The organism is Moorella sp. E308F (assembly GCF_006538365.1).
Lineage (GTDB): Bacteria > Bacillota > DSM-521 > Neomoorellales > Neomoorellaceae > Neomoorella.
The window spans coordinates 356,784-383,201 of record NZ_BJKN01000002.1; the positions used below are offsets into that span (position 1 = coordinate 356,784).

Genomic DNA, 26,418 nt, shown 5'->3' on the forward strand with positions numbered 1-26,418 from the left:
AGCTACTTCGACTCCCTCGCCTGGCTTTTTAAACGTTTGACGAGGTATTCAGCCAGGACGGCGTAATCTTCCGTGGCCAGGATTGCCGCCGCGGAAGCGTCGAAAAGGATAGTCCCGCTGGGGGGAATTTCTTCATCGCCGGCCCAGATAACCAGCCTTATCGGCAGGCTAGGAAAGGGATAAAGTTCAACGGCAGCATCTCCATGGTTTACTGGCCGGCCACCAAGGGGCCGGGCGGCCTGGAGGAGGCCGGCGGGATCCTGGCCGAAGGTGCGGACCAGGGGCAAGACGGCCCGGCCAAAAAAGGGTTGCTGGTAAAGATGGCCGCCGGGTAATTCCTTAAAGGAAATCCATTCACCCTTAAGGGCAACTGCCGGTCCCACCAGGTAGTGGAGGATTAAAACCTGCACCCGCGGGTCGACGCTGCTACCGTCACTGGTACTGATGGTCCCGCCGGGGCAGGATATGTGAAATACGTCACTTAAAGAGGGCAGGATTAACACCTTTTTTTCCCCATCCCAGGTAGCCCCCTTATTGACGGCTATTTCCCGGGGGTTGCCTTGCTCCAGTTCCTTACGGGCCAGGTCCAGGGTGACATCCAGGTTATAGGGGAGGGCCAAGTTAATCACGTCCTCTTTCATTATTTGCCTGAAGAGGGTGTTACCGTTATCAGGAGTTCCTTCCTGTTAATGTTTTTTATAGAGTACCATGGTTTAAGAAAAAATAAAAGCCGGCTCATGCCGGATCGGGGTGCCTAATGTAACGGGACAACGATGCAGTTTTGTTTTTCTTCTTCAGCAGCCAGGACCTTTTGTAACTCCTGAGCGCTGACAAACCGGTAATCTACCTCTTCCCCGTTAATCCAGGTCAGCAGGTAATCCATAACCCCCGCCTCCTCCGGTGTTTTGTATACACCATCCTGTCTTCAGGATAACACCTGGAGGAGAAAAATGCAAGGGGAAAATTAAAATTTAGTTAATTATTACTGGCGGTGGGTTTAGATTTAAATTGGTTTTACAAGGCTTTCTGAATATTAGCTGGCCATAGTTAACGGACGGCGATTTGTAGACAGATTCGCCGTGTGTTAGTAAGGTAGATAAAAATTAAGTCCCGCAAACTTTTGCGGGACTTAATTTTTCCTGGTGCGCCAGGTAGGCTTCGAACCCACGACCCGCTGATTAAGAGATATAAGATCGCATTTTTCAGTACGTGCTCTCACGTGATCCGCTGTTATCCATGGTGATGCGAAGTCAGCATTTTCAAGGCTTCGGGAGATTTTTCATCTCATCTAGTGATGCCTCGTGATTTCTAATTATCCCCCGGTAGTAGTACGGGTAGTAGTCAAAATAGTAGTCAGAATGAAGGGGGGTTCCTGCAAGGATTCGCAATGCTTTTGAGGATCATCTCACTGACTTTTTCAATTTCAAAGGGATAATCTTTTCTACCCCAGCGGCGGAATTCTCTTCGCAGGTTTTTTCCATCCACCGGAGCAACGCTTCACGGGGGATACGGATGGTGCGACCGATTCTTATTGTCGGAAAATCCTTTCTGTTAGCGAGCTCATACGCCGCCGCCCGTCCTATCCTTAAAAGCCTCGCCACTTCAGGCACGGTGAGCACGGGGGGCAAATCGTCAGTCTCAAGTTTCTTGACAGTGGGTTCCGCTTCTTGCATTGAATCATCTCCTCCGGTCGAAAAATGGCACCGGAAAAGAACAGCCCTGGCGTGAGCCAGGGCTGTTGAGATTAACTCGGAAAATTATAAGCGTACTGCTCTTATTACAGTTTGTGATTCACATAAACTATAAATCCATTCTTTATTAAGTGCTTTATATGTTTTCATTTCCCCGTAAAACTCCTTCGAACCTCGCCCTTACCAACAGGTTGTACAGCTCTGCTCCAGCGTAGAGCCAATCCACCACGGTCCGGAAGCTCTTTCCATAGTAGTAAAGCGCCACCGTGGCTTCATTCACCGTTTTCTGCAACGTCCGTAGGGGCAGCCCTGTACCGGTAGCTATAACGCGGTTTATATCGTCCATAAGCACCCTGTTCCCGTACACCCTCAGCCTGGGCGTCAACGTCCTCTTCCGCCCGATCCGAGTTACATCCGCGCTTCCGTGCAGCTCGACCCACGCCCGTACGAAGCCCCGGTCGTCTAAAGGGCCGTGCGGGTACGGCCTCTCCGGGGCCTTCCTGGGCGTCCAGCCGTAGCGTTCTAGAATGGTTTTCACGGCGGCCACGTCTGCCGCGCGGGTTATTTTCAGCCGCCACTGTGTACCAGTGTTTGAATGGCTTTCATGCCCGCAAGATGCTATTCTAAAATACTGTTTAACCACTTCGATATACCATCTGTCGCGGTGGCGGAGCCAATAGCCTTCATCGGATATGGAGAAGGCACCCCAAAGTATACCCAGTATGTATGCACCCAAATCGGTTGTTGGGTCAAAAATTTTGCATAATCTATCTCCGCATTTTTGAGAGAGGTTCTGCTCACGAAGAAGAATATCGTCCTTCATTCTCTGCTTGCCAGGTTCCGTGGTAGTATTTTGGTAGCCAAAGTAATGTCGCTTTTTGTATTTACATCGCTGCCCTGGCCTATTTCTAAAGTTATGCTGACCAGCTTCCCGCTATCAGGTTTTACCATGAAATTCTTTACGTTTCCAGCTATTTGCACCCCGCCGGTTTCATTAATGACTACTGACCCGTTGTCTGGATGTACGCTTCTATAAAGTACACCATCATTTAAATAATAGCTGACAACGCTTGTTCCTGCCAGATAGGCGAACCTGCTGTAATCCGGCGAATCAAATGTAACCGCCCCGGCGCCCCTTATCCCTTCAACCCTAGCGCCATTATTCGTAAATCCGTCGCAGATTTCTTCCATCACCTTCACTGCTGCGTCCTGAGTGTTTGTCTGTCTAAAAGCCTTGGTGTTAGCCTGCCAGCCGCGGAGATAGATATCATAGATAGGAATCGCGATTAGCCCGATAATAGCGACAACAACCATAACTTCTACTAAGGTAAAACCCTTGCTATCCCTTAAATGCTCTCGTAGCATCAAATCCCCCCTTTATAGAGGAGAAAAGTCAGAGAATCAACCATGTTACCGTTCTTATCCAGTTCCAGCGTAACTTTTTTTACCACAGCGCTCCCACACTGGCCCGGCATTGAATTTATCGTGCTGACATTTTGTTTAAGCGTCCACGCGCTCCCGCCATAGTTAGGATAAGCCGTCTCGCCAACAGGCAGGTTGTCATATCCAGCAGCTTTAATTTCCTCCGCCCGCTGCTGGAGGAGGTAACTGGCGACAGACCTGTCGCGGCCGCGGTAAAGCATCATGATGCCATTGGTCAGCGCCCCCATAAAAGGTACGAGCACAATTATAAGCAAAGAAACCGCAATCACCATTTCTACAAGGGTAAAGCCGTCCTGCTTTCGTCCGCATCGCATATAATTATTCCCCCGCCCAAGAACCGGCCTGGATTTTCCAGGTGCCATTGCTCCCGCCACCGACGTTCTTCAAGCTTTCATCATAGTTAATAGCTGCATGGTTTTTTAAACTTACCTGCTGGCCTACTACACCACCATTTATTGTGGCGTTATTGCCAATATTAACCTGGCCAGTCGCATTAAACAGGCCGGCTTTAATGGCGGCATTGTTGTTTACATCCACGTCATGGCTTTTGTCGGTCGTCAGATAAAAGAGCAGGTTGGCCGCCGGTATGGTTCCCAGACGACAGTTATTGCCCGCGTCTAAATCGCCTTTAATGTAAAAGACTGCCGGTTGCATTTGGGTTAAAGTAACGCCGTTTTGGAATGAGGCATCGTTGCCGATATACCACGTTGTCATCCCCAAAAGGTTTAAGCTGCTGTTGTTTTCCAGATGCAGGTCTCTTGAGATGTAAAATGTGACCTGGCCGTTGACTGTAAGGCCGGCATTATTGTCGAGCTGGAAATCTCCGGTCACATATATGTTCGCTGGGCCGGTGATAGTGGTGCTTTTGTTGTTTTGCAACTCAAAGCTGGTAAAACAGTGGTCGCCGGGCCCCACACCCTGCCCGGGGTTTAACGTTTCCGGGTTCAGGGCCGGTGGGACAGCGGGTAGATTGAATGTTATCGCTGGATACTGGTAACCTTCATAATAGCCATCTTCCTCGGGTTGGGCGCTCAAGTCCACTATAGCCTGGGGGAACAAAGTCTCACCCACATAGTAGACCATCAGGCTTGCCGTATTTTTGACACCCCGGTACGTGCCCGTAGATGTTATTTTTAACTTGTCGCTTCCTGCGGGAATGAGCTGGACGCTGTAAGAAGCGTCGCTGCCCATTACCGCAGGGTCGCTGTTGATCTGTGCCGGCTGTTCGCCTTTTTCGATAAGGTGATAGAGGGCATCATTAATCCCCGACTCGGCCAGGTAAAGGGCTTTGGTTTTGTTATCCCAATAGGTTGCATTTTTGTAGTTAGTTAGGACCAGAGAATAAATAGCTGTGATAAGGAATGACAGTATAACTATGACAATAAGGGTTAACGGTAAAACGGCCCCTTTCTTGTCGCGAAGTATTCTGGAGATGGAATATTGCTTTTCTTCCAGCCAGGAACGGACTTCCCGTGCTATGCCGAAACAAATAAAGACAATACCGGTAAATAAAGCAATATCTGCTAAATTGGCGGCAACCCCAAGATTAGGCAGTAGTATGTAATCTACGACGTATCCCTGTATCAGCCAGGATAGGCCGTTGCTAATGGCGCCGCCGGCAGCCAGCCCCGTCCCCAAGTATAATCTGAAATCTTTATGGGGTGGATTATACCTTGCAAGGTAGAATACACAGACAATTATTATTGCGAAAAGTAAAATTCGGCCTGCGAAAGAGGGGCCAAAGGGGCAAAAGGGATTAACTGCTGGCCCGAAGCTTATGCCTTCCAAAATGGTTATTGGCTGGGGAATCATATATCTGGCCGTCAATTTGATTATCTGATCGCAGAGAATAATTCCTAATCCCAGAAATAGATGATGCATGGGTTTTACATTGTTTTGCATCTCGTACTTCTCACAATTTTGCTTTAGATATTTTTACAGCAAGTCAGGGTGATGGCCGCAGCCTACCGCCGGGCTGCAGCCTTTAACCCGGCTTGCTGTTTCGCTCCGCTGATAGATTCTTCGACAAGATATTTGTTCTTCCTTCTTTTTTCTGCATCGCCTGCAAATAGTCACCCGAGTCCCCTGTAAACTACTTTGGCTTATCACCTCCATCAACATGGCAGTTTGTGCTGTTAATCGTTTGGAAATATTTTTAGCCTCTTAATGTTTTTCCCACCCCTGTTATATTACCCAGGGGCAAGTGGCCACTACCTTTAAATTCTACGAAATCGGGGACAACGCCTTACTTGCCGATAATAGGTTAATTATTTTATGGTTACTATAAAATTCATAGTTAAATGTTAAATAAATTCGATATCATTAAAGTTCAACATAATTCTCCACGCTCCACGATTGGAATTCCTAGTTAATGGCTTACAGTTATTATCTACATAGATTAACCTAAAAGAATGCTCAATAGTAACTTTATCTGTATTTTTCTTTTCAAATGTCAATTTGACCTTTATTTCTGTAATCGCAGGTGCTCTATCTTCTACCGATATAAATTTAAAGTCAATCAATCTTTTTCCCTGAAAAATCTTTCTTATTTCTCCTGCTAGTTTTTTTATAGAATCATCTGAGGGAAAAAGCTTTGTAGTTAAAAGTGCCATTTTGCCATAATTACCTTTAAAAAGATACTCAAAATATTCTACTAATGTTTTCTCCGGGCTCCCCTCTTGGTAATCGGAGACCTGCCCTTTTTCCGGGAAATCAGCATTAACATTAAGTGTTCGCGGTTCCCATTGTTCAATTAGTTTTTTCTCATTCTGTATCTGGTTATATTGTTCTAAAGAATCTTTGATTGATTGAATTGATTCTTTAATAGTAGGTGCTTTAAATTCTTTATTTATCCCTTTTTTCCCACTTTTAACAGCTCTTGCCCAATCACCGAGTGCAAATAAAGTTGCCCATGTTTTAAGAGCAATTATTTTGTTGTCATATCCTAAATCACGCCCATGCAAGATGCCATGCCTATATGGAAGATATATTTCATCAGTGCTTGTCTTTTTTCTTGATTCTCCTAGAATTTTAGTCAATGTATTTAAGCCGCTATCATGGGCTGCTATCGAATCCCAAACATTTAAATCAATGCCAGTTGCAAAAAATCCTTTTTGCTCAATGTCGTTAACAAAACCATCAATCATCATAAGCACAACCGGTATACATGCATGATATCTGCCCGCAATATAGTCATCTAATGCTTTATGAATAAGTCTTATTCTAGGTTGAAATTCTTCTATACCTTTTAGTCTAGAAATCATAAAAAGGAGGTTTTCTTTATTATCATAATAGTTAATCAAAACCTCTTCAGCTTTGTCCATTTTACCTTCTTCAGCAAATTTTACTGCTTCAGCCATAATATCAAAGTTCATAGATTCATATGCAATCCATCCACGTTGAGCAAAATATTGGTTAAATTTATCTGGTATTTCCTGTAGTTGTTTAAATTTTTTGTCTATCTCTTGTAGTTCTTCAAAACTCTTTTTGATGCTTTCATTCTTAAAACCAAAAAAGTATGCCAACTTGTATATTGCCTTCAAGCTTTTAAATCCTTGTAAATTAAATTCCATTTCTTTAAAAGAATAATTATCCTTAATTTTTTTGCCTGACATAACATCACCAACCACAATTTTGCTCTACCCTGAAAACCCATAATCCTAGTTAAAGTATAAAGAGACAAAAAACCTACTCGGCCTAACCCTTGAGCTTTTTGTTAGGCTGGTTCAGCTTAAAATATATAGAACCCTATCCCGCCCTCTCCAGAAGCGGCTCATAGGGCCGCGGAGTAAGGGGGGGCATACGTTTCCACACTGGAACAGCAGAGCCGGAGGTAACAGAGACGGCTCTGATACTGAAACTTGCTGCGGCTACTAGCAGCTAACGTTCGTTTTGGACATTATTGAGGTTGGTTAATATAATGTTACATTCTTAATGAGCCTATCAGATTTTAACAAATTGCTAGACGAATTGATCTTATAGTGGTTTAATTTTTTGCTATAATTATGCATTAGTCGTCAAACATTAGTATCCGGGAATATTATCCTTAAAATTTTATTAAGTAATTGCTGGCTTTTACAATTAATAAAGTCTGGTCTGCGCATAGGCAAGGAACTAATGTGGAGAAAGTTTTTGAAAGTTATGTTAGGATACAGCTTCGCTTTATTTTCTAAAATGCGGAAAATAGGGCGACCGTTCTTACGACTAATTAGATAGCATAGCAATTCAAATTCCTCAATATCTACATGGAAATATGCATCGATTGGTAACTCGAAGTATTGATTAATCGTTTGCTGTATTTTATTTTCAAAAGGAAGCAGTGTGGGAAAGTTCTCCAGGGTCACGCCCATTAAATATATATTCTTTACATTAGATAGGTTAATGGGTATACCTGGCAGCTGAAATAGTTCTAATAAACGAGAATGCATCTGTCTGATGGGCTCGATTACCATCTTCGACATATCTTTATCAACTGAAGTGGGGTCCCCATCAACTAGCGAGCTTAATTTCATTCTTCTGGCTTTTCCCTCAACGACAAGTAGATTGTCTCCTAACTTCAACATAATCTCAGGAGACCTTTTGCCTCCCCCTTTACCGTATCGAAATTCTGGCACAACTTCGTATGGAATGGGCGATTGCTTAACAGCCTCCTGCATTAATAATCTAAGATAAATTTCAAACGGTCTCCCAATAAATCTTAAGAACCGATTATCTTGGTAGCAATAAGCGATTTTATGAAAGAGACCAATAAAAACTTGCTCCTGAACAAACTTAACCATGATAGGCAAAAAAATCTTCTTATCAATAAGAAGGAGAGGCTTGTCTTTGAATAATAAAAAATTCCAGGGGGAGTCTAAAGTCTGCCTTGCCCATTCGCTAGCATCATCAAACTCAACTAGAAGGGGTTTAATGATATCTTTGGATAAAGCAGTCTTGGAAAAAACTTCTTCTAAGTTCTTACTCCAAACGGGACGAATCTCATAATCTTTATTCATAAATAGCGCAAACAAAGCACATACCGCTGCAAGATACTCTTCTAACGTGCAGCCATAATGCTTATTAAATTCCGTATTGAAATCAACGTACTCCTTCTCGTTAAATAAAAGCTTATTCTGCGCCAATTCTATATACACATATGCAGCCCTTCCAATAGAAGAATACATATCCTGCTGCGAATTAAAAGCAGCATTTCTTAACATTTCATATTCAATATTAACAGGGTTACCGTCGCTTTCGTATAAATAGTCGGAAACAATCAGGCATAAATAAATTAGAATATTTATGCCCCTTCTTATCTCAACCCCACTTCCTAATTTATTTTTGTCACCATAAGCTAGTAACCATTTCCAGACAGTTAATAAGCCCTGGTGACTATATAACATACGGTTTTGTAGACGATCTCTTATGGCAACGTGATTATTTTCATCTATTGATTCAATAAACGAAATGAAATGTTCTCTAATCCGATTATCATTAAGGGGTAAAGACGTTATCTGGGACAAAATGTTTAGTAACCCCCCCAAGGGAAGGGACTTGATAAAGCTAATAAGTTCCTGTTTATCAAACTTTCTACCAAATAAATCACTAAAAGTTGCATAGATCTTCACGTATTTCAATATGCTATTAACCACAAATAGTCGTCCCTTCTTTTATTGAACCCTAATACTTTGCCGCTAAATGTTTTCCTGCATAATATATAAGAATCCTATACTCAAACAACTAAATATCTAAACTTGCCCCATTTTCATCTAGCCATTGCTTGTGTTCGCGGTAATCTGGCATAGCCATCTCTACCCGCTCCCAAAAGGCTTGGTTATGGCGTGGCTCCAACAAATGAACTAATTCGTGAACCAGCACATAACGGACGACAGCAGGAGGAGCCATGAAGATGCGCCAGTTAAGATTAATGACCCCCTTGCGACTGCAGGAACCCCAGCGATAGCCCAACTCTCGAATTTTAACTGTAGGCTTATCAACCCCGATACGCCGCGAATAATACTCAAGGTCCTTATCTATCCACTCCAGGCCCTTGCATTTGTACCAGTTGATGAAATGATCCCGGCCGCGATCCACTTCGCTGGCCAGAAGCTCAAACCAGCCCCCTCGTAATACAAGAGGAGGCAGTTTTTTTTGCTTATTTGCGTTACCGCCAACACCATGTTTAAAGTCCTGGGCCGTCTCCTGGCCAAAACGAACACCTCGGGATTCCCTCTGCCGGTCATTCTCCCCGGGGTTTACCAGGCGTAAACGATAACTTTGGCCCAGAAAAAGAAAACCTTCTCCAGGTACGAATTCCTTCGCCGTGGCTTTTTTCCGGACCAACCTTTCCTTTTCCTTCAGCTTTAAATACAACCAGAGGTTCTTCTTTTCCACGAACCTGTAAATATCTTTGTCCGGACATTCGACTGGAGCTTTGACTGTCAACCTGCCGTCCCTCTCCACAACTAGGGCCAGGCTTTTGCGCTGGCTGCGTTGTATTTCAAATACCAAATCATTCAACTGTAATACTTTATCCCCCAGTCCCTGAAGCTCCATATTGAACCTCCCGTAATTTCCGTAGTATTTCTTTCGAAATTAATTCTCACCCGATCAGCTTTAAGATGTCTTATCGCTTTACCAGAAGGGAGTGGCGTTTTCGTGCCTGGGCCAGCAGGGCATCAACCGTCTTTTCCAGGCAATCGTACGGGACCACGTCATTCTCATCAAGATACTCAATCAACCAGCGGCGCAGATTGTTTTGTAGCGCAGGAGCTCTCCAGAAATCGGTATAGCTGATGTGTTCCCGGATAGTATCTAACATAGTTCGTACATGCCTGGCCAACTGCAAACGCTTTTCCTGGCCAAGATCAACACCGCCGAAGCCCTCTTTCTCCAAAACGCCCAGGAACGGCTTTTCCGTCCGGGGATCGAGACCGGTACCATCGTCGGGCCGCCCGGCCCGGACCCGATTTACCAGGTCTTTCATATACTGCTCAAGTTCATCCCAATGTTCAGCAAACTTGTGTAAGATATTCTCCAGGTGCTCGCTAAGTTTCTGGTAATAAACCGGGTCATCATCCTCATGCTCCCTGATATATTGGCGCAAAGCATGGACCATAGTTGAGGCCCGGGCCTTGCTTGTCTTTTTCTCACCCACTACCTTCGGAAAGTCTTCATCAGTAACTGATATCGGCGGTATTTTAGGGTCGATACCCCTGGAAACCAGATACCGATCAAGAAGGCTTCTTACTTTGTCGCTGCACCCCACCAGGTTTAAGATACGGTCACGATAAACGTTGGCCGCAGCCTGGTTGATGAAGGCCAGAATTTTCATGTCGTTCATGTAAGGTTGCCCCTCGGGCCGGTACACAAACAGGTCCATGCTCTCCAGAAAGCTCTTAAACCTTTGAATAAATTCCGCCCGTATCTTCAGATCACTCAACAAATCCACACAGGCATCGATGTCCCTGATATCAGAGATACCCCTGCTATGGAAGACATCTAAGACCAGGCGGTGCCGTTCAGTTAGAAGGGGCAATTCGTCCTCAATTTTGGGGAGCACTCCTTCCACATCTTCCCCGCTGTATACATCCAGAGCCTCCTTCAGATGGGTACCGATCCCACAATAATCCACCACATACCCGCATTTTTTACCGCCAAAGGTTCGGTTAACCCGGGCTATGGCCTGGAGAAGTTGATGCCCTTGCATAAAGCGGTCCAGATACAGAACCTGCTCATTGGGTGCATCAAAACCTGTGATGAGCATATCTTTGACGATGAGGAAAGCCAAGCCATCCTGGACTGCGGGATCTGGGTGAACCAAGGGTTTCTTAAAACGTATGATGTTGGCCTGCTGTTTTTGTTTGTCAGTAAATTTATCCCAATCAGAAGGCTGATTCTGTTTGGGGGAGAACACGCCGGCAAATTCCAGCCGCCTAATTGTTTCCTCGTGTCGTTTGGCGCGGATAAGGAACTGGGTATCTCTGTCGTACTTTTGAATTTGCTCGTCGGTAAGTTCCAGGTAAGAATCCTGAAAGGCGGCCAATTCCTTCAACAATTCCCGGTGGGCATCCTGAAAGGCGTCATAATATCTAGCCACGGCAAGACGACTCGAAGCCACCACCTGAGCCTTGAACCCGTTGGGTAGGACCTGATCCACATAGTGGCGGAGCATGTTGGCTGCTTTGGCCCGGATAAGCTTTTCAGATTCCATAACCGCCGTGGTGGTGGCATATTTCTTCTTGATGGCCTCGATCTCCTCTGGTGTACGATCACTGAATAGGTCTTCAAAAAGCTGGTCGAGGGTGCTGGGGCTGTCTACGGCCCCTTTTGTTGTGCGGCCTTCATACTTGACAGGAACGATCACCCCGTCCGCCTCTGCATCTTTCATGGGATACTTATCAATAAAGGAGCCGAAAATTTCCTCGGTTTTTGGCCTGTCTCCCATTAGAATCGGGGTACCGGTAAAACCAATCAGGGCGGCGTTAGGTAAGGCCGCTATTAGGTTTTGATGCAGGACATTGCTATGTGAGCGGTGAGCTTCGTCCACTATAACCACGATTTCTTCAGAGGCATTGAGCACTTCCATTTTTTTAGTAGGCAGCCGTAGCTTCATGGTCTTACCTTGCGGTTCTTGTTCCGCTTCGGCTATGACCTCGCCGACCGCCTCAGCAAAAACTGTGGCCTCACGTTCTTCCTGCGCCTTCAGGGCAGCCCGCTCCTGTTCCAAAAACTTTTGGGGATTAAACTCAATAATTTCCGCATCCTCATCAAGTACCTGCATTTTTTGAATCATACCAAAAACCAGATCTGGACTGTTTCTTCTTAGTAAGCTAAAAAGTTCCTTAATATTGTTAGCCTTATAGATAGTTTCCCCGGTAAGGGCCGCCGTCTTTTCCAGTTGTTCCTCCAGATCGGTGCGGTCGGTGACTATCACCACCTTAAAGTTCCTTAGCTCTTGGTAGGTCCGTAGCTTGCGCACCAGAAAAACCATAGTCAAGCTCTTGCCCGAGCCCTGATAATGCCAAACGATACCACCACGCTGGTCCTTTGTCCCGTGTCGGTTCCTTGTCTGGCCGGTCAGCAATCGCTGGATAGCCTTATGTACCGCTCTAAATTGCTGGTAACGGCAGACGAGCTTGGTCGTTCGATGTCCTTCTTTCTTGAATACGATAAAATTCCGTATAATATCCAATAAATGGGTAGGCCGTAGCATCCCCGCCACCAATAACTCCTGGGCGTTCAAAGAATCGACCCCCAGCTCAGCTCGCACCTCATCCTGGGGTACCGGACTGGTATCTCTCCAGGGAGCAAAAAATTCCGGGGACGCCCCAATGGCTCCTACCCGAGCCTCATAACGATAGGTGGCAATCATAAGCTGGTTATAGTGAAATAGGCGCTCGGCCCCTTCGGGCTCCCCACCTCTTTGGCGCTGGTTGGAATATCTGAGAAGTTGTTCAATGGCCTCATTCATGGGATCGGGCCGCTCGGGATTCTTACATTCCACCACCACTAGGGGGATGCCGTTGACAAAGAGCACCAGATCCGGAACAATAAAGCCCTTATTGCCGACCACCCAGGGCGGGTCAACCCGGAACTGGTTAATGACCAAAAAATCGTTCTTCTCCGGGTGGCGAAAATCAATATAGCGGCAAATCTGCCCCCGCCCACCGTCCCAATCCGGCAAACCTTCTACCTCGGTCCCTTTGAGCAGCAGTTCAGTAACTCGCTCATTGGCCTCCATAAGCTGCAACGGCCCCAGGCTTTCCAGGCGGCGGATCATGGTGTCAATGCGCGCATCATCCAACCAGGGATTACCCTCATCATCCAGGTTGATCCTGCGCAATGCTTCCCGCAAACGAGGAAGCAGGAGAACCTGGTGGAAATTCTCACGCTCGGTCAAATAAGGAATGTCGATATCTCCCTCAAGATGTTCCCAGCCCATTTTCACCAGTTGATTAATGAACGGTTTCTCCACCAGCTCGTACTCTGTTAGACGGTCGACATCAAATAGATCCATTACTCCCCCTCCTCGTCCAAGGGTACCCTTACTTTTCCGGTTAAAAGATCGTGCATGAGGCCGGATTTAAGCTTTATAAGTTTACCGAGATAACGTTCTTCAGTATTGATCTGATTTTCAAGTGAACTCATTACGGATACAATATTATCCTGTTCTTCCAATGTGGATGGAACAGGAATCAACATTGCTTTTAGACTTTTTAAACTGATAGCAGGCTGGGCAGTTTCGGTTTTAATAAGGTTTATTTTGCCTGTATCGTAATAGTACTTAAGTAGCAAATCTAAATAAGCAGTACGGCATTTATTGTTATCCACGGAAATCTTAAGTGCATTTCCGGCTAAAACCCCGATTGGATGGTCACTTGGTAAAATAGCACAAGAACCGCATTGGGCTCCTATTTTTGCCATAACGATATCCCCTGGTTCCACTGCACTTCTCTTTTGGGCAAGGAATAAGGAAGTGTCAACATAAACATAAGAATTAGCTATAAATTTACCAGTAGTTACAAATCCACTTTGAATTACCGGAACTCCTTGCTCTTTGTAGTGTATGGATTTTAAATTACTTCCAAATGGACCATCTACAATTGCATGGGGCCTGTCGGCTGCTATTGTTTGGATTGTAACACAATCCCATCCTATCGGTATTCTACCCAACGGCGAATCCTTAAACTGCTCCGGATGAGCTACCGGGTCGCGTAGTTCCCCGTTTTCATCCAATCCGCGGGTTAACAGGTCGTGGAGAAGCCCGGCTTTGATTTACTTAAGTTTGGCAATAAGTTGTTCAGTTTTACTTATTGCATTATCAATATTTTGTAGGATCTTAATTATTTTGCCCTGCTCACTAATGTTACATAACGGTATTTCAATTTCCCTTAACTCGTTTTGATTAAGTTTTGACCGAGTACCGCCTCTAATGTAGAATCTGATATCTTTGTGAACCAAATTATAAAAAACCCATTGATTAGTTGTAATTTCTTTTCTAGCTCTTAAAACATGGGCATGATTATTAACCCATGACTTGCCGCTAATGACATAAGCTATTGGGCGAGTCTCATATTCGTCAAAATAACCACCATCTTCGGCAATCAAAACAAGTTCTTCATCAAAGATGTAATCATTAATCCAGCCTTGTTGCCCGTTGGCGCCATAATATGGTATGGTACCTTGTCGTTTCCAACGTTCCTCACTATTAACTGGAATTCGTTGGTTATCTAATATATCGCAACAATCGCCTATCCGAATGTATTGCCAATCATTTGGTAATTGGGGTTTATAAAGCATACCCCAACCTCCGCAACCAGTCGGCCAGCTCTGCCGCCGCAGCGTCCCGCTCCTGCTCGATTTCACCCAGTGTAACCCGGTACTTATCCCACCAGTTTTCGAAAACCGCTATCACTTCTCGCCGGTGTTCTGCAATATAGCGTTCCAATTGCTGCTCTAATTCTTCCCTGGCTATATCCAGCACCAATCTTTCACAATCCTCTGGGGTCAACTTCTTACGCGCCTGATCCATGCGTTCGATTAACTGATTCTTTAAATCCCTTAACTGTCGTTTTGCCTCCTTTAATGCTTCTTTTACGTCAAGATAAGGTTGAAGAATGGCGGTAAGACGTTCTATTTCCCTTTCCACCGGTGCTACAGCGGCCATCAATTCATCTCTTTCCCGGATGAGGTGGCTGGCATCCTGGCCTTTTTTCTGTAAAGCGGCGATAGATTCACCGGACCTGATGTTCGGGCCCCGGTTCAATTCCTTAATACGTGCCAGTTGATTCTTGATGTTTTCTTTCAGATCCTTGATATAGTCTTCCAGTTCCTTGGCGATGTTTCTCTTGTTATCTCCGTTCTCCTCATCATCTTCTTCACCGGTATCCTCGGACCAGCCTTCTAAGCCTTCACCTCTTTCATAAGCCTCCTTCTGGGCTTGAAGTTCGGCCAGGCGGGCCTCGGCATTCTTTATCTCATCCAGGTATTCCGGAAGCAGGCGAACGATCAGTTTATGCTGCAAAGGGTCAAAGCCATTCTTTCTCTCTTCTTCATCCTCCAGGGCACTTCTGATGCTCTCGCACCAGCTATCCACCAGGCCCTCAAAACCCTGGGCAGCCAGAGTTTTTAGATCGTACTGTATTTCACCCCACCAACTGGCTACCACCCCTGCCACTTTGTAACGGTCAAGCATACCTACCGGGAGCATGGCTTCCGCAAAGGAGTCCAGCCATTCCTTCCGCAAGGCAAAAAAGTTACGGTCGGCAACCAAACGACTCATTGCTGCCGAGTGTTTCTCCCACCACTCTTTCAATGCGCTACGCATTTCTTGCTCCCGGCGCACAACACCCGGATCTTTTTCAATGAGGGAGCGGATATCTTCCCTGGAGGCCAAAGATGGTGCAAAATCAAAATATCGCTCATCTTTGTCCACCAGCAGAGCAGCCGGGTCCAGACCGTGAGCGGCCAGCAATTCCCGCTTTGCTTCCACTTCATACCGGGGTATCCCACCCTGCAGGTGGGCCCGGACATCCTGGGGTTCGGGCGGTGGAGTATTGTCAGCATAACGGCGGATATTCAAGTTATAGTCGTTTGCCTCCAATTCTTCTCTTGTCACCACCGCGGCATAGCCTGGAACAGGTGCAAAAGCTTCATAGGTAGACACTATTTTCTCAATGTGCTCTGGTCTTAAGTAGTTCTGGGCCCTTCCTGCCTGGTACTCAGCTTCAGCATTGATAAACAAGACCTTTCCTTTCCGCTCGGGAGGCTTGCTGCCAGGAGAACGCATAACCAGAATACAGGCGGGGATCCCGGTGCCGAAAAAAAGATTATTGGGCAACCCGATAACCGCCTCCAACTGGTCCTGTTCGATAAAATGCTTGCGGATTTCTTTTTCCACGCCGCCCCGGAACAACACCCCGTGGGGCATTACGGTGGCCACGATGCCGCCGGCGCGCAGCACTGCCAGCATGTGCTGGACAAACATCAAGTCGGCCTTTTTGCCTTTTTCTGGGCACCAGTGAGTAAAGCGTTCCGGAAAATCAATCCCTTCCTTACTGTAGTTCTGGCTAAAGGGCGGATTGGTAATTATCCGGTCAAAACGCATCAGCTTCCCGTCCTCAATATGCAAAGGACGGGCAAGTGTATCTTCATTTCTAATATCAGCATCTTCGATGCCGTGCAGGAGCATATTCATCTTGCAAATGGACCAAACCCCGCCATCGCTCTCCTGGCCATAAAGGCGAAGGTTCCTGGTATCTCCCCCGGTTTCCTCTACATATTGGTGAGCCTGGATAAGCATACCGCCGGAACCCACACAAGGATCATATACCCGCATGTCCGCCTGGGGCTTGACCAGGCGTACCATAAGCCGCACCACGTCCCGGGGAGTGTAGAATTCTCCGCCCTTTTTCCCGGCAGACTCGGCAAACTGACCAATCAGGAATTCATAGGCCGCCCCGAGTAAGTCGGGGAATTCAAAGTCCTCGTCGCGAAGCCGGTACTTATCAAAATGCCGTATTAAATCTCGCAATCTCTGGTCAGGTATCCGGGATTGCCCTACCTTCCTGGTAAAATCGATGTGCGTTAAAACTCCGTCCAGTTTATCGAGATTGGCCTCCTGAATACTCTGAAGGGCCTTGTTTAAAACATTGGCCACGTCTCCATGCTGCTCTTTTTTGATATATTCCCAGCGGGCACGCTCCGGAACCCAGAAGGCACGGCCCGAATAAAAGCTCGGGTTTTCCGCCCGTTTTTTTGCCTCTTCTGGGCTGCGTCCGAGCTCGATCTGGCGTTGGTAAATGGCATCGTACTGCTCATCAAAAACGTCTGATGCCCGCTTTAAGAAGAGCATGCCGAAGATGTATTCCTTGTACTGGGAGGCGTCCATCTTACCCCGCAGGATGTCGGCTGCAGCATACAAGTGGCGGTTTAATTGTTGTAATGTTAGCTTAGGCATAAGGCACACCTTCATATTTCTTAGCTTCTTTATTTCTCTTTAGTAAAGCTTAACTTTTTAGCATCCCAAAATCTTTAAAAGCTTGTTTGATAATAATCAATTTTATTCGGTGAACAAGAGTTAGATCTCTTTGCCGGTTCAGTTAATTAACCGTTGATTTCTTTTTTTAACTTCTCCCTTATCATTTAATGCCAAAAAGTTACTCGCCGTATGGAAATTGTTTTATGGAAATAGGATATTTATCACAAACCCATTCCCATCTCATACAGCGCCTTTCAAAATTAAGCTGGTTGACGGGATCTTTAATAAAACATACAGCAAAACTCTTTTCATATGGTTTTACCAGAGCTAATATATAGTTCTCGCCATATTTACTGGCCATAGAATATTCATTATTGGTCAATGAAAAAGGAAGTCCAATTTCTTCAACACATTTGACCTCTATGTATTCCACTGTCCCATCAGGGTTTCTAACCTCTAAGTCATATCCAATATTGCTTTTACTTACATCTATAGCCTCAATACCATCGATTGAGTTAAATAAAGCTGCTAGATTTAACTCTGCTGATCTCCATTTTGTTATTACTGATTCTGTTTCTGGTATAGGGCCTTTATTGGAAATCTGTTCCAAATATTGTGTCCATGACTTTTTTAAGGGAGTTTGGTCTGATGATAACTGTATAGAATTAGGTGAATGACAAATTTCAGCCGTAGGGATTATATTATCCTGCGCCTTATTTTTAAAGGTTATCGTTGAGTATTTACTCAAACCTATTTGATTAAGAAACCATATTAAATCTCCTGTACTCGGGATTAAATTTTGAACCATATTTATCCATTTTTCTGCTATTTCCTTTTTATTTTTTTGCAATTCATTAACTGAATGCAATTGTCCATCATCACATTCAAACAACTTAGCGTGGCTTAAAAGATTTTTTATTTCAGATGGTATACCAAAGCGATACCTTTTTATGCATTCAGCTATTACTTGGGCGGCTCCTTCTGATGATAAAGTATAAGAAACGCACAGCGTCAAAACCTCTGACATATCTAATTCAGTGGCTCCGCAGTTAGTTATAAAGCCGGTTATACCTGGTAAACCTGTTTCCCAAACCTTGTTTACCGGATAAAAGGGAGAAGCGCTAACAAGTCCTTCGTAATCATCCAAGTTCAGCCAGTCCGGTTTTGTTTTTATTTGGGTAGGTTTACAATATAAACCGTCAGAAGTAGGTATCCATGATGTGGCCTTCAGTTTTTCAATTAACGTGGTAAGAAATAGATTTCTAAACTCAGAGCGTTTTAAATACCGTTCTAATGGATCAAAATGGATCTCAATGACCTCAAAAAGGGTTCGCCAAAAATCGTGCTGCAATTTTTTACTTAAAACGTTTTTAAGTAAGTTTACGAGAATATCGGTACAATTTTGGCATGCTTTTCTAGTGAATTCATCGCAATCTATTTTGGTCCGGGACGGATCCGTACTAAAATCACCATTTACTTTACAAGCGATACCAACAGGCTCTTTAGTTGGTGTAAAAGCATGAGCTACACTAGTTTCAGGCGTTGCTTTTATTAATGTATTTTCCGGTCCTAACTGAAAAGCTACAGCTTCTACCGGATGGCTGTTCCTGACAATAACCCATCTCTGTTTCCCCTCATCTGTTGACAACTCTGCAATTTCTATGTCGTTATCTCTTTTACGTTTGATGCTAATAAGTTTTGATAGCTCTGTTTTAAATTCAACTTGTTTTATGTTCTTTAAAAACAAAAGTGAGGTGGGGTCAAAGTTTTCCAGTTCTATATTTAAAGCCTGGGTATTGATACCTTCAAATATAAATAAGGTAATATAACCTTCTTCCCAAAGTTCCTCTAAATTTCCTTCCAATTGGCTGCTTTTATTGTAAGGGTTATAATGGTGTGGTATCCGGATAAGGGGCACATTTATATTTAAACCTAAAGCTCGTTGTGATAATTCACGGCAGAATGTCATTTTAAGTTCTCCACTTAAAACATGTACCCTTCTAGCAAGATTAACTACCGATTTGAATCCTATTCCTCGATAGCCTATGGTATCTCCGCCTCTTCGTTTTCCGGAAGCTCCACTACGACATATTGCCCAAACATCCTCTTCTGTAAAATATCTCCCGTCATTTCCTATGATTAAAATATCTTGAGCTTCCATTACTATAAACCGTCTAGCCTTAGCATCATCAGCGTTTTGTAGAAGTTCTATAAAAGAACGAGCTTTATAACTTTCCGCCATATAAGTTTCCATATTTGCTAAATCAATCAGTAATAATGGCGAATTTCGGGCCTCCTTAATAAATTGTTCTTGTATATGTTCTACTAATTTATCCATCTGCCATCAACCACCCTTGTGCAATTTTATTTCCCGATGGGGAAAACTCTTACTTTAGCCGGTCTTATAGGCGCATAATATTCTGTCCCGTCTAAAATTTTTATGCCGTCAAAATCATCTTCTCTTATATTAAAAGTATAGGTATATAGTATATCATCTTCTTCTGTGTAAGCTACAAATTTCAGTTCTAAATCTTGTTGAATACTTGAGCCGTTTAAAGCAATTACTTCAGAATATACCATAAAACGCTCATTTACCAAATCGTAATAGGCGCTAACACCTCTCAAATAAATTCCATATCTTTGTTCTAATTGTTCAAATCTTTCTATAGGTAGCTTTACCCTTTTTTCGGTATTTGCTTTTAAAAATTGGGTTTTTAACCTTATTTTAAAAGGAGCGGCATCTTTAGGTAAGTCATACCAAATACGTCCCAACAATTCGATGTTAGGACTTATAGGTTTTACATGGCCTACGTAATCCCCATCTTTATCGGGAATTGTCCATACGTACTGTGAAGCAGCCGGGTGTATATAACCGTCTTTGTCTACTAATCGAAATATTTTGGTGTAAATAGAACGTTCTATAGGAGTTGGGTTAAAATGCTTTATGGCTAAAGTAAGAGAATAATATTCGCTATCCGCGATCATTGTTTCATTGGTCAGTTCAATTTTTTTACCTATAGGTTCAAATGCTTTGGGTTTGAAGATAATCCTAAACTCATCTGTCTCTAATTTTATCTTGCTCTCATAATACTTCCTTCTCCTTATTGCTTCTAAGATGTCGATATCCCCACTTACAGGGATTATACTTTGTGATGATGTCATTCGCCTTCCCCCTAGTATTAATCTACATTACATTTTTAATTGCGGAAAGCTTATTAACTATATTCCATCTGGTAAAAAGGTTTACAGTTAAAAGTCTTATGTTATAATGTTATAAGCATTTATACCTTCACGGCCGGCATACTTTACATGGCTGGTAGCCGGCCTTTATAGCATCTTCTCTACTGTTAAACTCTACGCGATTTTTCGGGCTTATCTCCTTTGCCCACTTGCAGTCGGGATAGTGGAATTTCTTGGAGCTTGAGTTGCCTATGTATTTCGCCGCGCTACCGCTTTTACCGCCAGAGGCTGGTGAAAGAGCGGACGCAGTTACGGCCGCACCCCAGAGGCCCTTGCCCGCCTCCCGGGCTTCCCTTTGGAGCTTGACAAAAAGATCGGCATACTTAACGTTGGGTGGTACAGTCATCACCTGCGCGTAGCCGTTTAAAAGCAGCTCGGCGTTGTACATCTTGGCCCGGACTTCAGCTTCGCTGTCGTTTACCGGTTTCTCCAGCCATACGTAGGCCAGGAGCCGCCCGTACTTATCGCGCTCGCCCACATCAAGCTCCAGGTAGACCTGCCTTCCGGCCAAACGCTGCTGGGTGTAGGCAGAGGCCTCTTTGCCGTAAGGCTCCACCTCGCGTGTGCTCTCGGGAGTATCGACGCCGATAAACCTGACCTTTTCCTCACGGCCGTTTAAACTGGCATAAACGGTGTCGCCGTCGACCACTATGGTCACAACGGCTGGTGTGACTTTAACCGACCCGGGAGGCGCCGTCTGCTCATATACTTCTGCAGGGGCCGATTTATTTTGCCCCGTCTGGTTAATGGTGTCATTTTGGGTGTCATTAATTTTCTCTGTCCTCTTTAATGTTTCTTTTAAGGCTACTTGCGGTGGCGCCACAGACGATGCTTCAAGGGCCGTCTGCGGGGGGACGAGGGAAGAGCTGGATTCGGGACCGGCACCGCAGCCGGCCAGCGCCGCTCCTGCCAGCAGTGCCACAAGGAGGAAAAGCGCCGCCGTAACCGCCGGTCTGATCCACTTGGGATTTGCGTTGATGAAGCCTCTTCTGTTTTGCGTCATGTTGGCCCCTTCCCGCTGTCGGTTCTGGGTTTCATTATTATGACGACATCAGCATTGCGTCATAAGGTTTGATAAGGGTTACTATTGTTATTCGCGTTTTGTTTTCGTTTTTCCTTCCATTCTCCAAAAATACCTGCTCTGCCCACTCCCTGTGTATTCCTTTTTCCGCCCGCCCTTTTCAGATATGTGCCATCACGCCAAAACAAAAGCACCCTGAAGGGTGCTAACAGTGTGGCTATTTCCCATGCTTGGTAGGGTCCACCTCTTTAACTTCAACCCAAGCTCTGGGGACGCGGTTGCCATAAAATCCATTAACCTTAGCGGCACTATGTGTTCTTAAATATCCTATCAACTTGTTGACGCACCTTTTTTTGGTCAGGCTCTTTCTCAAGGGCTTTTAGATCTGTTACGATTTTATCTATACGATCAGCATACCAGTCGAGGCTTTCAATTCCGTCAATTAAGTTATTATTGACAAAATCAAGAGGGTCATTAATAACACCGGAGCGAAACGCCGAAGCCAGATGAGACAAAGTTTCATAAACATTCAAGGCCAATGATGAGAACCAGTAATTTGACATGCCATACTGGACGATGGCAGTCTCAATAGCGAACGAGGAAACTTTGAAGTTGTAGGCCGTACGGATATACTTGTATAAACGGATTACGTCGCGAAAATACTCTTTATTCTTTGCTACAGAATTAAGAAGATCAATATCTTCTCTGGGAGCAGTTAAAATCCAACTGTTATTAGCATCTCCTTTAGGAATATCGTAAAAAATCCTACCATTGGAGCTTTGAAAAATACCGGCCGGCACCAAGTCTATTTTGAGGTTTTTACTCTTGATTATTGCCGTAACCGCTTGCCCATTACGCTCTGGGGCTTCTCCCCCGAAGCTGCTAACAACTGTTTGAATAACACCCTTGAGCCAGTTGAGCATCTTGGCAGGACTTACTCCTGACCCATCTGATTTCTTATATTTGTCATAGTATCTTGGGTTGGGTGACACTGAGCCGAGGCCTTTTCCTATTTCCACCCCACCGCTAACAAAATGCCCGGTATTACAATCAAGTACCACCAGGATATCAAACTCATCTACAGTGGCAACCTTGGTTCTTTTAAAATAGCTGCCAAATCGGACAAACGGCTCAGGTTCATAAAGCACCGGTTCGTCAATACGCCTGGCGATCTCATTCTTGATACGGTCCAGGAACCATTCTCTACTTGCTACTGCCGAACTAATATCTGACTGGCTCAATTTGATTTCATCTGCGATAAAATCAGCAATTGCCTTTGAAACATCGCCCATAGTTTTATTCCTCCTAACTATTAAGTTCCTCATGGGTGTACTCTTCTTCACCTTCATTAAATCCCTTTTTGGCCTTTTTATAATCATTGTCGTTCGTTGGGAAGGCTTCTGCATCCTTTACTACTTGGTCATAAACTTTGGCGAGACGCTCCAATTTTTCTCGCAATGCGTTTAGATCCATCTCCCCGTCCAACACATAAGCCTCAAGGCGACTGCATTCATTTGCAATTTCGAGATAACGTGAAGCAATGGAGCGATGTCCCTCGATGACCTTTGGGTAATTGCAAAGTGTTTGTAATAAGCTAAGGAAAGCAGCGATTAGGGATAGGAAGGCGCCAGCCCATTGCATGGCTATGGGAAGCGAAATGCTTAAATATGCAAATAAAATTGATCCTAAAAAGAGGTTAATCAGGATAGTAAATACACTAAATGTAAAATTATATTTCGCTATTCGATCAGCAGCGTTATAGTGCTTCTTTTTGCCAAACAGTGCGTCAACCCGAAGTTCTTTTACTTTCTTTAGGGTATAGGGGGCGTCGATCACGAACTACCACTTCTCTTTGGCCTTATATATCAAACGATATCTTAAGCAACTGGTTTTTGTAACCCACCACAGGATATACTCACTTGCAACATTATTGCCAAGAGGATCGTTGACTTAACTAAATCTACTACCTGAATATTACTTTATCAAGTGACATTATTCTACAGTTCATTCTACTCTTTCATGGCCTGCACACTTTGCAGGGCTGGTAGCCGGCGCTAATAGCTTCCTGACGTGAGGTGAACTCCACCCTGTTCCTGGGACTAATCTCCTTCGCCCACTGACAGCTAGGAAGGTGGAACTTTTTCGAGCTCGAGTTACCAATGTATTTCGCCGCGCTGCTACTTTTGTCACCGGGGGCTGGTATGGGAGCGGGAGCGGTTACGGTCGCACCCCAGAGGCCCTTGCCCGCCTGCCGGGCCTCCTGCTGGAGTTTTATAAACAGGTCGGCATACTTGACGTTGGGTGGAACGGTCATCACCTGCGCGTAGCCGTTTAAAAGCAGCTCGGCGTTGTACATTTTGGCCCGGACTTCAGCCTCGCTGCCGTTTGCCGGCTTTTCCAGCCACACGTAGGCCAGCAGCCGCCCGTACTTATCTCGCTCGCCTACGTCCAGCTCCAGGTAAACCTGCCTGCCGGCCAGCCGCTTCTGGGTGTAGGCCGCCGCTTCTTTACCGTAAGGCTCCTCTTTAATCCCCAAATCCTGGTGCGAAATCTCAGGGGTGTTAACCCCGATCAATCTTACTTTTTCTTCCCGGCTGTTTATTTTTACATGCATGGTGTCGCCATCGGCAACCGAAGTAACTGTGGCCGTTATTACCTTTACCGCATCTCCAGCCGCAGGGGGATCTTGCCGCCCGGTATTTTCATCTGCCACTGATACCGCCCGCTGCGAGCCAGTAGACCCGGCCGGAATACCTGAAGCCTGCTGCTTTACTGCCCCGCCTTCAGAACCGCTGCTGCAGCCAGTAAGGATCAGGAAAAGCGCAAAAACCAATGCAATGATACCGGTACGCGCGTACCTATGACCGTAAATCACATTCTCAACCCCATTATATAGCATGGTTTCAATGGTATTATTCCTGTTTCTGTTAGATTGGGTGACTATTATTTTCTTTCTATTACCTTAAGCTTAATTTCTTATTTCTTTTTTTCTACGGGAAATCCTGCTATCTTTACCAAAAAGATTGACTGCAAACACTTGTTCTGCAATAGGGGTTATGGTAAAATAAAGTAAAGTTATTCTCCAGGAGGGGTTTCCATGCCCGAAGGTTTAACCCCAAAACAAGAAATGATCCTGCAATATATCCGCCAATTCACTAATACCCATGGCTACCCGCCTACTGTCCGGGACATCTGCAAGGCAGTTGGATTAAACTCTACTTCCACAGTCCACGGCCATTTAAGTCGTCTGGAGAAAAAAGGCTACATCCGCCGGGACCCTACCCGTTCCCGCGCTATTGAACTAGTCGAGCGCGCTCCAAAGACAGGCGGAGACGTCGTTTATGCTCCCCTGGTGGGCAAAATCGCTGCCGGCCAGCCCATACTTGCCGTGGAGAATATCGAAGATACTTTTCCCCTCCCTTCTCAGATAACTGGCAAGGAAGAAGTCTTTATACTCCGCGTCCAGGGCGACAGCATGATTGAAGCCGGTATCCTGGACGGCGACTACATCATCGTCCGGCCGCAGGATACGGCTGAAAACGGCGATATCGTCGTCGCCCTGCTTGGCGAAGAAGCTACCGTCAAATACTTCTACCGTTACGACGACCATGTTGAACTGGTACCGGCCAACAGCCGGATGCAGCCCATAAAAGCCCGGGAAGTGACCATTATGGGTAAAGTAATCGGACTTTTGAGGCGCAGTAATTAACCGGCAGGGTGATTTTTCTATCCCCTGCCGCAAAATCATCGTACATCTGTTCTTTTCCCTCTTGCTTTCTCTTCACCGCCAGAGTTATAATAAATCCAAACATTTGTTCCGGCGGTGAGCTTAAGTGTCTTCCTCCTGCACCATCCTCCTCTGCGACGCCAACAGCTTCTTCGCCTCCGTCCACCAGGCCCTGGACCCGGCTTTACGCGGGCGCCCGGTCATCGTCGCCGGCCTGGAAAGCACCCGCCACGGGATCGTCCTGGCGGCCAGCTATGAGGCCAAAAGGGGTTACGGCATCAAAACCGGAATGACCGTCCGGGAAGCGAAATGCCTTTGCCCGGACGGCATTTTCATCCCTCCCCACCACGACCTGTACATCGAGTTTTCCACCCGCATTTTACGCATCATGCGGGATTTTACTCCCCTGGTGGAGCCCTTCTCCATCGATGAAGCCTGGCTGGACGTTAGCGGTTGTGAAAATCTTTTCGGCTCACCTTTGACAATCGCGCGACAGCTGAAAGAAAGGATTAAAACCGAGGTGGGCATCACCACCAGCGTCGGTCTGGGGCCTACAAAGCTATTGGCCAAGATGGCGGCCGAGATGCAGAAGCCCGACGGCCTGACGGTCCTTGATTACCCGGACGTTCCTAAAAAGATGTGGCCCCTGCCGGTGAAGGAGCTTTTCGGCGTCGGCCTCCGCATGGAGGCCCATCTGGCCAAGCTCGGCATCCATACCATCGGCGATCTGGCCCGTTTTCCCGTCGAGGTACTGGTCAGGCGTTTCGGTGTCGTGGGGCAGGTTTTACACCAGTGCGCCAACGGCATCGACTACAGCCCGGTGGACCCTCATTCCCTGGACAGGGTTAAATCCGTCGGCCACCAGATCACACTTCCCCGGGATTACTACAGTTACGAAGATATTGAGGTGGTTTTACTGGAGCTTTCCGAGCTGGTGGCCCGGCGGGCCCGCTTGGGAAATTACCTGGGCCGCACGGTGAGTATAAGCCTTAAAGACGCCGAGTTTAACTGGCTGGGTCGGTCTTACACCCTGCCCTATTACACCGATACGGCTGCCGATATTTACGCGGCGGCCCGGCAGCTCCTCCGCCGCCACTGGCCACCCGGGCGGCCGGTGCGGCTGGTGGGAGTGAGCCTGGCCAGGCTGGTACCGTCAGCGACACGCCAGGAAGACCTTTTCGGCCGGGTGGAAAAACAGGCCCGCCTGGACCGGGTATGCGATAGGTTGAAAAATCGCTATGGGGAAAGGATTATCTACCGGGCGGCATCCCTGACGGGGGCAGGTGTCCTCTATGGGCGGGGATAACGCTTTCTATGAGGGTCATCGTTTAATATT

General features: G+C 45.7%; 22 protein-coding genes. 2 read left to right on the forward strand and 20 right to left on the reverse strand.

Annotated elements, in window-relative coordinates; all coding sequences use genetic code 11:
- Nucleotides 1-2 precede the first annotated feature (2 nt).
- The 20 genes from E308F_RS08150 to E308F_RS16515 form a co-directional block, all read right to left on the reverse strand.
- Complete coding sequence (locus E308F_RS08150) at nt 3-641, reverse strand: DUF3786 domain-containing protein (protein ID WP_141264450.1); 639 nt, start codon at nt 639-641, stop codon at nt 3-5.
- A gap of 113 nt (nt 642-754) precedes the next feature.
- Nucleotides 755-883 carry a hypothetical protein gene (locus E308F_RS16655; RefSeq protein WP_256369524.1) on the reverse strand — a complete coding sequence of 43 codons (129 nt, stop codon included), beginning with the start codon at nt 881-883 and terminating at the stop codon, nt 755-757.
- Between the two features lie 517 nt (nt 884-1,400).
- On the reverse strand, nt 1,401-1,673 hold the full coding sequence (locus E308F_RS08155) for a helix-turn-helix domain-containing protein (RefSeq protein WP_141264451.1): 273 nt from the start codon (nt 1,671-1,673) through the stop codon (nt 1,401-1,403).
- 154 nt (nt 1,674-1,827) lie between these two features.
- Nucleotides 1,828-2,514, reverse strand: coding sequence for a hypothetical protein (locus E308F_RS08160; protein ID WP_141264452.1), 687 nt, complete (start codon nt 2,512-2,514; stop codon nt 1,828-1,830).
- Nucleotides 2,511-3,056: a prepilin-type N-terminal cleavage/methylation domain-containing protein gene (locus E308F_RS08165; protein ID WP_141264453.1), complete on the reverse strand. Its 546-nt coding sequence runs from the start codon at nt 3,054-3,056 to the stop codon at nt 2,511-2,513. Before E308F_RS08165 ends, E308F_RS08160 begins: the two co-directional genes overlap by 4 nt.
- Entirely contained in the window at nt 3,056-3,448 is a 393-nt protein-coding gene (locus E308F_RS08170) for a type IV pilus modification PilV family protein (RefSeq protein ID WP_172613652.1), read from the reverse strand. Before E308F_RS08170 ends, E308F_RS08165 begins: the two co-directional genes overlap by 1 nt.
- A 4-nt stretch (nt 3,449-3,452) precedes the next feature.
- Nucleotides 3,453-5,036 (reverse strand): signal peptidase II, encoded by a 1,584-nt coding sequence (locus E308F_RS08175; protein WP_141264455.1) that lies wholly within the window; start codon nt 5,034-5,036, stop codon nt 3,453-3,455.
- Nucleotides 5,037-5,437: 401 nt separating this feature from the next.
- Nucleotides 5,438-6,763, reverse strand: coding sequence for a zinc chelation protein SecC (locus E308F_RS08180; protein WP_141264456.1), 1,326 nt, complete (start codon nt 6,761-6,763; stop codon nt 5,438-5,440).
- Between the two features lie 387 nt (nt 6,764-7,150).
- Entirely contained in the window at nt 7,151-8,749 is a 1,599-nt protein-coding gene (locus E308F_RS08185) for a hypothetical protein (protein WP_141305203.1), read from the reverse strand.
- A 103-nt stretch (nt 8,750-8,852) separates the two neighbouring features.
- Entirely contained in the window at nt 8,853-9,668 is an 816-nt protein-coding gene (locus tag E308F_RS08190; protein WP_141264458.1) for a M48 family metallopeptidase, read from the reverse strand.
- A 70-nt stretch (nt 9,669-9,738) separates the two neighbouring features.
- Nucleotides 9,739-13,131 carry a type I restriction endonuclease subunit R gene (locus E308F_RS08195; RefSeq protein WP_141264459.1) on the reverse strand — a complete coding sequence of 1,131 codons (3,393 nt, stop codon included), beginning with the start codon at nt 13,129-13,131 and terminating at the stop codon, nt 9,739-9,741.
- Nucleotides 13,131-13,787: a restriction endonuclease subunit S gene (locus E308F_RS08200; protein ID WP_172613881.1), complete on the reverse strand. Its 657-nt coding sequence runs from the start codon at nt 13,785-13,787 to the stop codon at nt 13,131-13,133. The genes E308F_RS08195 and E308F_RS08200 overlap by 1 nt, the downstream gene beginning before the upstream one ends.
- A 102-nt stretch (nt 13,788-13,889) precedes the next feature.
- Nucleotides 13,890-14,414, reverse strand: a complete 525-nt coding sequence (locus tag E308F_RS08205) for a restriction endonuclease subunit S (RefSeq protein WP_141264461.1) — start codon at nt 14,412-14,414, stop codon at nt 13,890-13,892.
- Nucleotides 14,404-17,073: an HsdM family class I SAM-dependent methyltransferase gene (locus tag E308F_RS08210; protein ID WP_141264462.1), complete on the reverse strand. Its 2,670-nt coding sequence runs from the start codon at nt 17,071-17,073 to the stop codon at nt 14,404-14,406. The genes E308F_RS08205 and E308F_RS08210 overlap by 11 nt, the downstream gene beginning before the upstream one ends.
- Before the next feature lie 199 nt (nt 17,074-17,272).
- Nucleotides 17,273-19,432, reverse strand: coding sequence for a DUF3883 domain-containing protein (locus E308F_RS08215; RefSeq protein WP_141264463.1), 2,160 nt, complete (start codon nt 19,430-19,432; stop codon nt 17,273-17,275).
- 26 nt (nt 19,433-19,458) lie between these two features.
- The gene (locus tag E308F_RS08220) at nt 19,459-20,256 is read right to left on the reverse strand and encodes a hypothetical protein (protein WP_141264464.1); all 798 of its coding nucleotides are present in this window, start codon (nt 20,254-20,256) and stop codon (nt 19,459-19,461) included.
- 127 nt (nt 20,257-20,383) lie between these two features.
- Nucleotides 20,384-21,337, reverse strand: a complete 954-nt coding sequence (locus E308F_RS08225) for a thermonuclease family protein (protein WP_141264465.1) — start codon at nt 21,335-21,337, stop codon at nt 20,384-20,386.
- Nucleotides 21,338-21,663: 326 nt separating this feature from the next.
- A complete protein-coding gene (locus tag E308F_RS08230) occupies nt 21,664-22,647 on the reverse strand; it encodes a hypothetical protein (protein ID WP_141264466.1) in 984 nt (327 codons plus the stop codon).
- A 13-nt stretch (nt 22,648-22,660) separates the two neighbouring features.
- Nucleotides 22,661-23,191 carry an SLATT domain-containing protein gene (locus tag E308F_RS08235; protein WP_141264467.1) on the reverse strand — a complete coding sequence of 177 codons (531 nt, stop codon included), beginning with the start codon at nt 23,189-23,191 and terminating at the stop codon, nt 22,661-22,663.
- Nucleotides 23,192-23,372: 181 nt separating this feature from the next.
- Nucleotides 23,373-24,230, reverse strand: coding sequence for a thermonuclease family protein (locus tag E308F_RS16515; protein WP_253256508.1), 858 nt, complete (start codon nt 24,228-24,230; stop codon nt 23,373-23,375).
- Nucleotides 24,231-24,452: 222 nt separating this feature from the next.
- Here E308F_RS16515 and lexA point away from each other — a divergent pair, with 222 nt between their 5' ends.
- On the forward strand, nt 24,453-25,064 hold the full coding sequence (gene lexA / locus E308F_RS08245) for a transcriptional repressor LexA (protein WP_141264469.1): 612 nt from the start codon (nt 24,453-24,455) through the stop codon (nt 25,062-25,064).
- A 124-nt stretch (nt 25,065-25,188) separates the two neighbouring features.
- A complete protein-coding gene (gene dinB, locus E308F_RS08250) occupies nt 25,189-26,388 on the forward strand; it encodes a DNA polymerase IV (RefSeq protein ID WP_141264470.1) in 1,200 nt (399 codons plus the stop codon).
- Nucleotides 26,389-26,418: the final 30 nt, after the last annotated feature.